The 13,185-nt window shown below is 50.9% G+C and carries 12 protein-coding genes; 5 read left to right on the forward strand and 7 right to left on the reverse strand.

Going from position 1 to position 13,185, the window contains the following annotated elements:
* Positions 1 to 46: 46 nt before the first annotated feature.
* Complete coding sequence (locus BZG23_RS01965) at positions 47 to 1,354, forward strand: SPFH domain-containing protein (RefSeq protein ID WP_158010255.1); 1,308 nt, start codon at positions 47 to 49, stop codon at positions 1,352 to 1,354.
* A 70-nt stretch (positions 1,355 to 1,424) separates the two neighbouring features.
* Here the strand turns inward: BZG23_RS01965 and yciA are convergent, their stop codons facing one another.
* The 3 genes from yciA to BZG23_RS01980 all read right to left on the reverse strand — a co-directional run bounded on the left by yciA (position 1,425) and on the right by BZG23_RS01980 (position 3,950).
* Complete coding sequence (gene yciA / locus BZG23_RS01970) at positions 1,425 to 1,823, reverse strand: acyl-CoA thioester hydrolase YciA (RefSeq protein ID WP_077605980.1); 399 nt, start codon at positions 1,821 to 1,823, stop codon at positions 1,425 to 1,427.
* Positions 1,824 to 1,919: 96 nt separating this feature from the next.
* Positions 1,920 to 2,462 carry a septation protein A gene (locus BZG23_RS01975; protein WP_077605981.1) on the reverse strand — a complete coding sequence of 181 codons (543 nt, stop codon included), beginning with the start codon at positions 2,460 to 2,462 and terminating at the stop codon, positions 1,920 to 1,922.
* A 144-nt stretch (positions 2,463 to 2,606) separates the two neighbouring features.
* Positions 2,607 to 3,950 (reverse strand): sodium-dependent transporter, encoded by a 1,344-nt coding sequence (locus BZG23_RS01980; RefSeq protein WP_046073441.1) that lies wholly within the window; start codon positions 3,948 to 3,950, stop codon positions 2,607 to 2,609.
* Between the two features lie 517 nt (positions 3,951 to 4,467).
* Here BZG23_RS01980 and cls point away from each other — a divergent pair.
* From cls to BZG23_RS02000, 4 genes are all read left to right on the forward strand, one after another.
* Positions 4,468 to 5,928, forward strand: coding sequence for a cardiolipin synthase (cls, locus tag BZG23_RS01985; RefSeq protein ID WP_077605982.1), 1,461 nt, complete (start codon positions 4,468 to 4,470; stop codon positions 5,926 to 5,928).
* A gap of 194 nt (positions 5,929 to 6,122) precedes the next feature.
* Positions 6,123 to 6,428 (forward strand): hypothetical protein, encoded by a 306-nt coding sequence (locus BZG23_RS01990; protein WP_046073439.1) that lies wholly within the window; start codon positions 6,123 to 6,125, stop codon positions 6,426 to 6,428.
* 321 nt (positions 6,429 to 6,749) lie between these two features.
* Positions 6,750 to 7,283: a molybdopterin-dependent oxidoreductase gene (locus BZG23_RS01995; RefSeq protein ID WP_077605983.1), complete on the forward strand. Its 534-nt coding sequence runs from the start codon at positions 6,750 to 6,752 to the stop codon at positions 7,281 to 7,283.
* A 10-nt stretch (positions 7,284 to 7,293) separates the two neighbouring features.
* Positions 7,294 to 8,550, forward strand: coding sequence for a GGDEF domain-containing protein (locus BZG23_RS02000; RefSeq protein WP_046073438.1), 1,257 nt, complete (start codon positions 7,294 to 7,296; stop codon positions 8,548 to 8,550).
* Between the two features lie 76 nt (positions 8,551 to 8,626).
* Here the strand turns inward: BZG23_RS02000 and trpA are convergent, their stop codons facing one another.
* The 4 genes from trpA to trpD form a co-directional block, all read right to left on the reverse strand.
* Complete coding sequence (gene trpA / locus BZG23_RS02005; protein WP_443216270.1) at positions 8,627 to 9,442, reverse strand: tryptophan synthase subunit alpha; 816 nt, start codon at positions 9,440 to 9,442, stop codon at positions 8,627 to 8,629.
* Entirely contained in the window at positions 9,442 to 10,635 is a 1,194-nt protein-coding gene (trpB, locus tag BZG23_RS02010) for a tryptophan synthase subunit beta (RefSeq protein ID WP_077605985.1), read from the reverse strand. The genes trpA and trpB overlap by 1 nt, the downstream gene beginning before the upstream one ends.
* Positions 10,636 to 10,727: 92 nt before the next feature.
* A complete protein-coding gene (gene trpCF / locus BZG23_RS02015) occupies positions 10,728 to 12,116 on the reverse strand; it encodes a bifunctional indole-3-glycerol-phosphate synthase TrpC/phosphoribosylanthranilate isomerase TrpF (protein WP_077605986.1) in 1,389 nt (462 codons plus the stop codon).
* Positions 12,113 to 13,117 (reverse strand): anthranilate phosphoribosyltransferase, encoded by a 1,005-nt coding sequence (trpD, locus tag BZG23_RS02020; RefSeq protein WP_077605987.1) that lies wholly within the window; start codon positions 13,115 to 13,117, stop codon positions 12,113 to 12,115. The genes trpCF and trpD overlap by 4 nt, the downstream gene beginning before the upstream one ends.
* Positions 13,118 to 13,185 lie beyond the last annotated feature (68 nt).

Here is a 13,185-nt window from a genome sequence, read left to right on the forward strand (position 1 = left end):
ATTTCATATTATTATTCCGCGATTTTTTATGTTTCAAGGTGTAATAATGAAAACAACACATATCATTGGTATGTCCGTAGGCGCGAGTGTGTTGCTCGTGTTGGCGTCAGGATTGAGTGCTTATCACAACCTAGACAATGGTGAGCGCGCTGTCGTTCGCGCGTTCAGTGGTGAAACTCACGTGGAGTTTGAGCCAGGTCCTTTCTTTAATTTGTTCGGCACGGTGACGACCTATCCAGATTTCATGGGGTTAGATTTTACCACCATGCCAGAACATCAAGCTCGCCGGGGCGAAGGTAACCAAAGTCAAATGATCACCATTGGCGCAGAGCCGCTTCCTCTCGATACGGATGTACTAGATTACACTTACGCACCGACCGTGAAATATAACGAAGGCGGTATCGGCTGGGTAAAAGGAAACGTTCAGTTTGCGTTGCCCGGCGATGAAGAGCTAATGATAGCGCTTCACAAAAAATACAAATCGCCACAAAACCTACAAACTTCATTGATGTTGAGAACAACAGAAGAAGCCCTGCAATTCACTGCTGGCTTGATGAGTTCACAAGAAGCCTATATGACGCACCGAACTCAATTTAGAACTTATGCCAAAGACCAAATTGATAACGGTATTTACGCGACGCACCTAGTGGAAAAAGAGACCATGGGAGCGGATGGTAAGAAAACCATTGAAGAGCTTCCAGAAATTGTGATGGCTGACAACAAGCCAGTGCGCGCGGACTCCTCACCTATTGACGACTATGGTATTAAACTGACGCAGTTCAATATCAAAGACTGGGATTTTGAGCAAAAAACAAAGGATCAAATTGCACTTAAGCGAGATGCGGAAAACGCCGTGATCACCTCGAAAGCACGTACCGCAGAGGCCGAGCAAGCGAGGTTAGAAGCCATCGCGTTGGCGGCCCGTGATAAAGCGCGTGCCAAGGGTAAAGCGGAAGTGGTTAAAGCACGTGAAGTGGTGAATGCGGAGCGTAGGAAGCAACTGGCGATTATCAATGCCCAACAGAATGTCGAAGTGGCTAAACAAATTGAAAAACAGCGAGAGGCTGAACTACGTGCAGCAACCCTGGAAGCGAAAGCATTAGAAGTGAGCTCTAAAGCTGAAGCAGAGGCTGCAGATCGTAAGATTAAAGCAGGTGGTCAGCTAAGTGCAGAACAGCAAACCCGTATTCAAATTGCTGAGCGATTGGCAAAGGGATTTGCTGATGCACAACGACCTTCTACTGTCGTGTTAAGTGGCTCCTCATCAGGCGATGCAAGCGCGCTGACAGGCTCGAGCATGGATTCATTTTTAGATGCCATGACAGCGGCTAATGCCAAAGCCATGGGGAATTAAAAGTAGATAGGTGCTTATCTCATTCGTAAAAAATAAGGGGGTAGATTACTACCCCTTCCCCGCTTGGGGGCTATTTCTTGATTGCGCGAGGGCGGCCGTTTTCATCAATGGCGACATAATTAAAGGTCGCATGGCTCACTTTGCTGCGATCGCCTATCTCATCATGACTGACGGGCTTAACCCAGACCTCAAGCTCAATGGTAATCGAGGTATTACCGATACGTTGGCACGTGCCGTAGCAGCAAACCACATCGCCGACACTGACGGGCGATTTAAATGTAATGTCGTTGACAGAGACAGTGACAACGCGTCCACCAGAAATCTCTTTGGCGAGAATTGCGCCGGCTAAATCGAGCTGGGACATGATCCAACCACCAAAAATGTCCCCATTGGCGTTGGTATCGGCGGGCATTGCTAATGTACGAAGCAGCAGTTGGCCACGTGGGCAGTTGTTTTTATTGTCAGGCATGGTTCTCTTCACATCTTATCGCAAAGGGGGCATGCACCCCCTTTTTTATAGAACAGATAAGAATTGTGACCGCTAACACAGCATTTGGGCAAGTTTTTATTGGTCTGAGTTGCTCTCTTTGGGCATATGGCGATAGATATACACCCCAGTTGCAATCATAAACAGGAAGGTCAGGATTAAAGTGCCGAAGACCTTAAAGTTCACCCAGGTATCAAGCGGCATACTATAAGCAACATAAATGTTCACGCCGGCTAATAGGGAAAAGAACCCAATCCAGGCCCAGTTAATGGTGCGCCACACGCGTTCTGGCAGTGTAATCTCTTTGCTGAGCATATTTTTAATCAAAGGCTTACCCATCGCCTCGGACACCGCCAAGCCAATGGCGAATAAGACATACACAATGGTGACTTTCCACTTGATGAAGTTGTCATCGTGAAAAAATAGCGTCATGCCGCCAAATATGGCGACCAGAACGGCGGTGATGATTTGCATCTTTTCAACGCGTTTATACAACGCCCAAACCAGCACAACTTGCACTAGGGTGGCGATGATCAGTGCACCGGTTGCCATATAAATATCGTAAAATTTGTATAAGGCAAAAAAGATAATTAAAGGGATAAAATCAATCAGTTGTTTCATAACGCCGCCGCGTAACTAGGTGTATTTAAGCTAAGTATGTACGCAGTGTACCCAAATGCGCAGAGAGGGGAAACGACAAGGCGGAGAGAGAAAAGATAACAAGGTAGGCGCCTTGGCAGGGGGGTTGCCAAGGCGCGTTGAAGATTAAATCCAATCCCAGCCGAACACCAGTAGCATCAGTATCGGGCAGATAACACGAACATAGCCTGGCCAGATTTTCCAAAACCAGGTTTCACCGAGCTCAGGGCTGCCTTGCACCAGTTCTTTCAAGATTTCATTGCGGTGCCATAGCCAGCCTGCAACCAACGCAAACAGCAGGCCAAGAATAGGCTGTGCGTACTCGGTGGTGACGGTAACCACCAAGCCAAACAGATCGCCAAAGTTGTAAACAATCACCGCCGAGGCAATGGTGATAAGGCCGCCAATCCACCATACCGCTTTCTCTCGTGATTGACGGAATTCCTCAGTAGCACAGGCTACAGGTACTTCAAGCAATGAGATGGCTGAGGTGAGGGCGGCAATGACCATCAGCAAGAAGAAGGCAAAACCGACAAAGATGCCCGCTGTTCCCATGGTGTCGAACATGGCAGGGAGGACACTGAATACCAGTGTGTCACTGCTGAGAAGCGCGCCTGCATCGCTGTAGATAGCTACGCCATTGTGTTGGGCAACAAACATGGCAGGCATGATCAATAGCCCCGCAATAAAGGCGATGCCCGTATCCAGCAGTGCTACTTGTGCAGCGGTTTTAGGAATGTTGGCGGTTTTGGACAAATACGAGCCGTATACCATCATCACGCACACACCCAGAGAGAGTGAGAAAAACGCTTGCCCCATGGCACTCACGACCAGCCCCGGCGAGAGGTGCGACATATCTGGGATCAGGTACATCTTCAGCCCTTCCATCGCGCCAGGCTGAAATAAAATGTAAACCACCATGATCACGAACAGTAAAAAGAGGACGGGCATTAAACGTGACGACCAGCGTTCGATCCCGTTAGCAATACCATTACGGACCACCAAAATCGTCGGCACCATAAAGCACAGCATTAATGCGAGGTTACGGGTCTCGCTAAATGACTCTAACCATGCTGCCGCATCGGTAAAGCCTATTAATGCAAGTAAGGGGGAGACCATATAGCCCACCAACCAACCGGCCACGATGGTGTAAAAGCTTAAAATGCCAGTCGCGCCGAGTAAGCCGACTAATCCAAGTAACCGACCAATCCATTTTTGTCCACCGGATACGGCTGACAGTGAGCGAACGGGGTTTGCATTGCCATAGCGTCCAATAGTGAGTTCTGCTATCAAAAGGGGATACGCTAGGACAAAGACCATCAGCAAATAAATAAACAGAAAAACGGCGCCGCCGTTTGAGGCTGTTTGCGTGGGGAAACCCCAAATGTTGCCGAGCCCAATCGCAGAGCCGGCTGCCGCCAAGATAAACCCTAATCGGGATGAAAATTGTGCGCGTTGTGTGTTTGCCATACCTACTCGATATCGTATTCGATAATTAATTGATTTTTATGGGCGCATACTCAGTTGCTCCCGTCAGGTGCTCGCTCATGGTGTAAACTAATAATTACACTATGAGACGAGTGGTTCCCTCTACAAAGACTCGTAAGTAAACCAGTTTATGCGTAGAATTTGAAGATCATGCCGTACGTAATGCCATCATATCGCCACATTTCCCCATATTCTCTCTCCGTGTGATTACTTAGTGTGCATCGATAAGGTGAATCCGCTGCCTATAGTGAGTATCACAGTGGCTTTCTCTATCGCAATTATTGATTTAACACATTGTTAACATTGCTGCTTTGGGTCACGTTAAAATGCACCTTAAGGTACGCTTAACATTACACTGGTGTGGTATTTATCACGATTTTTACGCCGCTTGTCTTTTTCTAAAGACAAATCATGGCTTGCACCGAGTGGCAAGCTAGGCAGAATAGAGAAAGCGAGAGAACACGCTTTCGTCAGTTATTATTAAGGTGTGCAATTAGGCATGGAAAAAGTCTACGAGATCGTAACCTTACTGTTGCTGCTGGTCTATTGGTTAACCATTGCTGGGGTGACAATCCGAGTGGTATTCAAGCGCCGCGCGCTGGGTGTATCGATCGCTTGGTTAATGATCATTTATATCCTCCCGATCGTGGGGGTGATTGCCTACCTGCTATTTGGCGAGCTTAACCTTGGTAAGACGCGTGCAATGCGAGCAAAAGCGATGTTTGAGCCATATCGCCAATGGCTGCTCAGTTTGCAGGCGTGCCCTGCACATCGTCCTCAGCATATCAATGAACAATCTCACCATGTCAATCGACTCTGCCATGCCCGAATTGGTGTGCCGGAGCTCACCGGCAACCAGCTGGCGTTGCAAACAGAACCGGCCGATATTCTTAAGTCGATCGCGCTTGATATTCGCCAAGCGCAAAAAAGCGTCGATATGGTGTTTTATATTTGGCATCCCGGCGGCCATGCCGATGAAGTTGCGCAGGCGGCCTGCGATACGGCCAAACGTGGGATCCCCGTGCGTATTATGCTGGACTCTGCTGGCAGTAAAGTTTTTTTCCGCAGCAAATGGCCACATGCAATGCGTGAAGCCGGCGTTGAGCTGATTGAAGCTCTTGCCGTGAATCCATTTCGGATGTTCTTCCGTCGCCTTGATATTCGCCAGCACCGCAAGGTGGCGATCATTGATAACCATATTGCCTATACTGGCTCGATGAACATGGTGGATCCTCGCTTTTTCAAGCAGGACGCGGGGGTCGGGCAATGGGTGGATGTAATGGTGCGGGTCTCGGGCCCTACGGTACCCGTTCTAAGTAGCGTGTTTGCGTGGGATTGGGAGGTGGAAACTGGGCTACGCGACTTGCCGTCATCGCCAGAGTGTTTGCTGATTGAGGATCACCAACATGCCAATCACGCGGTGCAAGCTATCCCGTCTGGACCTGGCTTGCCAGAAGGGATGATTCAACAAGTGCTGACTCTGGCTATCCATCAAGCAGAGAAGAGCATTGTGATCACCACCCCGTACTTGGTGCCAAGTGAAGGTCTGATGGTGAGCTTACAAACGGCCGCGCAGCGTGGGGTGTCAGTCACTCTGATTATTCCCGAGAAAAATGACTCCTTGATGGTGGAGTGGGCGAGCCGCTCGTTTTTTGAGGATTTAATGTCAGCAGGGATAGAAATCTACCGCTTCGGTGGTGGGTTATTACATACCAAATCCGTGTTGGTCGATGAGCAGTACTGCCTCGTGGGTACGGTTAACCTTGATATGCGCAGTTTATGGCTGAATTTTGAGCTCACGCTGACCGTCGACGATCCCGAGTTTTGTGCGAGTATTCATGCGCTACATCGACACTATTTGGCACAATCTACCCGCATTAGTGCGGACGCTTGGCAACAAAGACCGGTCTATCATAAGCCGATTGAGCAGTTCTTTTATATGTTTAGCCCGCTGTTGTAAGGGGTGCTGAGTCGCCGGGCGAATTCATTTACCGTATGCAGTATTATTGAATAAGTATTTGTTTTTGCATGGGGTGATGCAACAAGAATGTAACCATCTATGATCTTAAGCAATACAAAGCTGGATAGTCCTCCATCCCTTATGGCTAAGCACTATAATAGGGAGTGCCCCAAGTCGAGTGATAGGAGGCTAACATGTCTATCCATTCACGTAGTTATACCTTAAACACCACTCCCGCGCGTCAAGCGCATGTGCGGGTGATCCCCAATGGCAATGTGACGGTGCACATCGCCGACGAGGAAAGCCCTCATCTCGCTGAATTTGATGAAGTGACGTTTCAGCGCAAAGGAAAAATCACCCAGTTATTGGCTGAGCATATTGAGCCTGGCAAACACGATAATTGGGCGTTACCTTTGAACCATCGCGATGCCAACGAGCTCGCGACATTGATCGATCAAGCTCAAGAAGAGTTTGAGATATTAATGCGCGACCTGAGCTAACACCCTGACCCACCAGTGCGTTTACTGGTGGGTCTTTTTTATCTTCATGACGTGTGGTCTGACCGTATTGACTCCCCCTGTCTCAATTATGCGAATTATCAATAAACCCGCTTGTTAGCACTGTTCAATATGCATCCTTTTGAAGCACACTAGTCGCAAGTCCGCCACACACGTGGCGAGATGCTAACAGGTGGCTCATTCTGGGCACGCAATACGCTTGGTCAGGGTGTGTCTGGTACGCAACCTAAACCTGTTTTTGTTGAGTGGTAACGGTTGAGCGACAGCTGGTAAACACAACCGTAGAGACGTAAATGGTGAGCGATGAACATACAATCATGCCCAACCTATATAACGGTATTTTGCGCGTCGACGCGCGTACTCATTCCCTTCGTGGTGGTATTTGTCTCTGTGCTCGCATTAGACAGCGCACAAGCTTCACTTCGTCTTCCTGTATCTCTGACCCTCACGGTGGGCGATGCGGAGCGTATCACGTTTGATCACCAACAATTAGATAGATTGCCCCACATCGATATCAGTACACACACGCCTTTTACCGCCGGGTTGCAAACCTTTCGAGGAGTCAAACTATCAACATTGCTTGAAGCCGCCAATGTCTCGCACTATCAAGCATTGACGCTTCATGCAATGAACCGCTATCAGGCACGTTTACCACGGGATGTGGTAACACGCTATCAGCCCATTATTGCGTTTGAGCGCAATGGTAAACCGATGACCATTCGAACATTAGGGCCACTTTGGTTGATTTACCCTTTGGATGATTACCCGCAACTGCAATCCGATCGCTACTACGAGACGATGGTTTGGCAGTTAACAGACATTGAGGTTGAGCCTTGAGGAGGCATGAATGATGAGAAGTAAGCAATTGAAGATCATGCCTGCTAAGCGCGTGATCTTGGTTGGCTGTATCGCCTTAATGGCAGTCGGCGTGGTGTTGACGACGCACAAGATAACCAGTTTATCGGATCGGTTAACCAGCAGCCAAAGCAAACTTGTATGGTACATGCTTAGCTTGTCCAAAGAGTACGATGCACTGATGACGTTGCTGGCACGCTATCAAGGCGGAAAGAGCAGTTTTGATAATGTGGCGGTGCAGCATGAGATCTTGTGGAGCCGCTTTCCTGTCGCGATCAATATGGCTCGCGAACACACCGCATCACAGCCCAATCCTAGGATGTTGCTTAACGCGATATATCGCGATCTTCAGGCGAGCGAAGCTAGCTTCTATGCCTTACGCTTTTCTACACACAATATTGGTGACGTGATGGCGCGCTATCGCCAACAGCGGCAACAGCTGGAAGACTACTTTGCGCAGACACTGTCGTTGCCAGGCAATGGTTATCGAGAACACACACGGCTTCTTAATCAACTTGGGCAGCTGACCACCATGATGACATTGGGGATGATGGCGGTTGGTGCGACGGTTCTGCTGCTTATCGCGCATGACGCGAAACGTTACTACAAACTCGCCCGAGAGGATCAACTGACTGGCCTGAATAATCGACATTGGCTGTTTGATGCCTTGAACCACCGCTTTGCGACCTCGACAGAAGGGGTGGCGATTTTAGTGATCGATTTGGATGGTTTTAAGGCGATAAACGATACGCATGGGCATGATGTGGGTGATGTGTTTTTGCGCACACTGGCAAAGCGCTTTGCTGATGAACTCCCTAGTCATGCCGTTATCGCGCGATTAGGTGGCGATGAATTTGCGGCGATAATTCCCTATCAAGAGGCAAATATGCCTGGTGAGATAGCGACGACACTGGTCAATATTGCGCAACGACAATCGGTATTGCTTGGCCACCGGTGCAAAGTGTCAGCCAGTATTGGCCTGGCATTCGGGCAAAATAACATCAGTGGTGAAAGGCTACTGAGGTATGCGGATACGGCGATGTATGCGGCAAAACACGGCGGTAAAAACCAATATCGTGTTTACCATGACGCGATGCAAGCATCTGACCACCGACTGCACAGTCGTGGCGCGCGTCGACCAGCGCTGGAGAGCGACGACAGCAATGAAACACAGACTGATCAGGGTGATGCATTTAAGGTTTCGCTCGCGACAATCCGCCAAATCAGTAAACCTAATGCGCGTGAATGACGCTATCGCGAGCGTTAATAGGTGGGTGACGTGAAATGGGCAGGCAATCCTGCCCATTGTGGTAAATGGCGCCGTTTTATTGTTGCGTCGCCGCTTTCATTTCATGGACAAACTGCGTGAGCGTATGGAGCATCGTAGGTACATCATGTTGATGGTGCTCGATGATCTTCACCACCGCCGAGCCAGAAATCGCGCCTGCTGCCCCGGCGCTGATCGCTGCTTTGACTTGCTCAGGGGTTGAGATGCCAAAGCCAAGCAGCGGACGCGGTGCTTCATGATGATGCAAGGTGCCGAGCAGGTGCTCAACCGGTGCCCCTGCTTTGGCCTCTGCCCCTGTGACGCCGGCGCGCGATACCAGATAGGTATAGCCTCGACCCAGCTCCGCCACTTGGGCTAAGGTTGCATCGTCTGCGTTAGGTGGGGCGATAAAAATCGGATCAATACCCTGCGCCAAGGCTTGTTCACGAAATGGCGCAGATTCAGCAATTGGCACATCTGCTACCAGCACCGAATCGACCCCCACTTCCGCGCAGCGGGTATAAAAAGCGTCAACACCACGTGCGTAGACGAGGTTAGCGTACATCAGCAGCCCAATCGGCACGTTAGGGTGTTTTTCGCGTATCGCTGCCAACATTTCAAAGCAGGTATCGGGGGTGGTGCCAGCCGATCTTGCTCTAATGGTTGCATCCTGAATGGTCGGCCCATCGGCCAATGGGTCAGAAAACGGCATGCCGAGCTCAAGCGCGTCGGCACCGCCCTCAACCAAGGCATCGACCACGGCGAGTGATTGTTCTGGATTTGGATCCCCTAAGGTGACAAAAGGAACAAAGGCACCTTGCTGTTTGGCATCCAGATTTGCGAACATCGCTTGATATCGAGTTGATGATGCCATCATGACAGCTCTCCTTTGCCTTCTAAAATGTCATATACAGTAAAGATATCTTTATCACCACGTCCGGATAGATTGACCACCAAAAGCTGCTCTTTTTCAGGATCAGCGGCAATCATTTTTTGGGCTTGAGCCAGTGCATGGGCAGATTCTAGCGCGGGAATAATACCTTCGTTGCGCGCAAGTGATTGAAACGCTTCTAAGGCTTCATCGTCGGTGACCGCCGGATATTCGGCGCGACCAATGGCGTTAAGGTGCGCATGCTGCGGCCCCACCGACGGGAAGTCCAATCCGGCTGATACAGAATACGACTCTTCGACTTGGCCATATTCATCTTGCATCAATGGGGATTTCATACCGAAGAAAATACCGGGCTTGCCGTGCTTTAAAGGCGCGCCGTGTTGATCGGTATCGAGTCCTTTACCCGCCGGCTCAACACCAATTAAACGCACGTCTTTGTCATCGATAAAGTCAGCAAACATGCCAATGGCGTTTGAGCCGCCACCCACACAGGCGATCACTGCATCCGGTAAGCGACCTTCTACCTGCTGAATTTGCGTGCGGGTTTCCTCGCCAATAATGCGTTGAAACTCGCGCACAATGGTCGGGAAGGGGTGCGGGCCCGCCGCAGTGCCGAGCAAATAGTGCGCGGTATCATAGTTGGCTGACCAGTCGCGCATCGCTTCGTTACATGCATCTTTTAACGTGGCAGAGCCCGCATGTACTGGGATCACAGTGGCACCCATCAGCTTCATTCGAAACACATTAGGGCTTTGGCGCTCAACGTCTTTGGCCCCCATGTAGATGCGGCATTTCAGCCCCAATAGCGCACACGCCAGCGCAGTCGCCACACCATGCTGGCCAGCTCCGGTTTCGGCAATGATTTCTGATTTGCCCATACGCTGGGCAAGCATCGCTTGGCCCAGTACTTGGTTGGTTTTGTGCGCACCACCGTGTAGCAAGTCTTCACGCTTAAGATACAGCTTGGTGTTCGTCCCTTTGGTGAGGTTGCGACAAAGCGTCAACGCGGTGGGTCGTCCGGCATACTCTTGCAGCAGGCGGATAAAATCGTCTTTAAAGTTCGGATCGTCTTGGGCATCAATAAACGCCTGTTCGAGCTGATCCAGCGCAGGCACCAGAATTTGGGGCACGTACTGACCACCAAATTCGCCAAAATACGGGTTAAGCTTGCTCATAATTATCCTTTTACGTCTTTAACTGGGGGCCGAGATACGTTGACTGTCTTGGCGACATCTATCCTCTCAGCCAAATCAATCATCTCGAAAAATCAATAGCGGCGAAGGGCGCGGAACGCCGCGTGTAACTTGTTGGCATCTTTCACGCCGGGCGCATGCTCGACGCCGGAGTTAAAATCCAGCCCGAGGCAGCCCTGTTCAGCCGCTTTGTCCGCATTCTCGGGGGTGAGCCCGCCGGCAATCATGACTTTGTCTTTGGCGGTTTTAGGGATCAGGTGCCAATCAAAGGTTTTACCCGTGCCGCCAGATTGTTGGCCGACTCGGCTGTCGATAAGGTGGCGGTCAGCATTCACACCGTCTAAAGCCGGTGCGACATCAGAGACACCGTGCGCTTTCCAAATTTCACAGTGCTTAGGGAGCTTCTCACGCAATGCTTGTAGATACGCTGCGTCTTCATCACCATGCAGTTGCACCGCGTGAAGGCTGAGCTGTTGTGCGTACTCAGCCACAGTATCTAGCGCATGATTTTGGAACACGCCCACATAGCGCAGCGGCGCGCCTTGCTGTACGCGCTCGGCCACGGCGGGAGTGACAGCACGCGGGGAGTGCTCAACAAAAATAAGTCCACCGTAGACCGCGCCTGCCTGATAGGCGGCGAGGGCATCATCAGCGGTGGTGAGCCCACAGACTTTATTTTCCCCCAGGATCACTTTACGTAGCGCGAGGGTCAGATCAGGTTCTGCCATTAATGCACTGCCAATCAAAAAGCCATCCGCGTGGTGGGCAAGATCGCGCACATGACGGTGGCTATGAATGCCACTTTCTGAAATCACGATCGCTTTTTCGCCTACTTGTGGTGCCAAGCGTTTGGTACGATCGCGATCGATGCTTAAATCACGCAAATTCCGGTTGTTAATGCCAATCACCACTGCCCCTAAGGCATTGGCACGCGCGAGCTCGTCTTCGGTGCTCACTTCGGTAAGCACTCCCAGCTTTAGCGACTCGGCTAAATCGGCCAGCTCGCGGTATTCGGCGTCGTCGAGTACTGACAGCATCAATAAGATCGCATCGGCTTGATAATGACGCGCGAGGTAAACTTGATAGGGGTCGATAATAAAATCTTTGCAAAGCACTGGCGCATCGACTTGCGCGCGCACGATCGGCAAGAAGTCAAAACTGCCCTGAAAGTGGTCTTCGTCAGTCAGGACCGAAATGGCCGCGGCAAAGGGTTGGTAGGCACGGGCAATACTGGCCGGATCGAAGTCTTCTCGAATCAACCCTTTTGAAGGCGAGGCTTTTTTGCACTCCAAGATAAACTGTGAGCCCTGTGCAGACAGCGCAGCACGAAAATCGCGATCACTGGGCGTCAGTTGGTCGATAAAGCTATCCAGCGGCTGAGTGCGCTTGCGCGCGGCCACCCAGCGTTTTTTGTCATCGACAATGCGGCCTAAAATGGTGTCGTTGAGGGCTGGCGTGGTCATACTGCGCTCCTTTGTGCTAACGCTTGCATGATGGTGTAAGGCTTGCCCGACGCCATCACGTCCAAGGCCTGTTGTGTGTTTGCTTTCAAGTCTTCTTGTCCGAATAAGCGTAGCAATAGTGCCACATTGACAGCTACTGCCGCTTGCTGGGCGTCTGTTCCTTTACCTTGCAAAATCGCGCTGATCATCGCTCGGTTCTGCTCCGGCGTGCCCCCAGCAATGCTGTCCAGCGGATATTGAGATACACCAAAATCGCTAGGGGTTAAGGTGTAATGCTCGATGTGGGTCGGGGTGATTTCTGCCACCGTTGTGGGGCCGTGGATAGCCACTTCATCCAGACCGTCACCGTGAACCACGGCCGCGCGTGTCATATTGAGGTTTTGCATGGTTTGTGCAATTGGCGCAACTAAGGCTTGGTCGTACACGCCCATCAGCTCAATGCTAGGTTTCGCCGGATTAATTAACGGCCCAAGCAGATTGAAGATGGTGCGCGTTTTCATCGCTTGGCGCACGGGCATCGCGTGTCGCACGCCGGTGTGGTATTGCGGCGCGAATAAAAAGCAAACCCCCAGATTATCCAAGGCCTCGCGAGCACGGTCGGCAGGCATCGCCAAATCAATGCCAAAGGCAGCGAGTAAATCGGAGGAGCCCGATTTGCTCGATACCCCGCGGTTGCCGTGTTTGGCGACTTTAACGCCACAAGCCGCGGCAACAAAGGCGGCCGTGGTTGAAATATTAATGGTGTTCGCGCCATCGCCTCCCGTCCCAACGATGTCGGCAAACGGATAACTAGGGCGTGGGAAAGGCTCGGCGTTGTCGGTGAGTGCTTTTGCCGCGCCCGCGATTTCTTCAGGCGTTTCCCCTTTAATCTTCAATGCGGTTAACGCAGCCGCTAATCGTGCTGGCTCGAGTTCACCCTGAATGATCGCACTAAACAGCTGCTCGCTTTGCGCTTGGCTGAGTGACTGTTGTTGGTAGAGCGTCTCTAGTAGTTGATCCATCACTGTACTTAACCTCGGTATTTGTCTGTTCGAGCTCCGTGCTTATCTGGCACGTGTTGTTGTTAGCG

Origin of the sequence: Salinivibrio sp. ML290, assembly GCF_001995695.1 — a bacterium.
Lineage (GTDB): Bacteria > Pseudomonadota > Gammaproteobacteria > Enterobacterales > Vibrionaceae > Salinivibrio > Salinivibrio siamensis.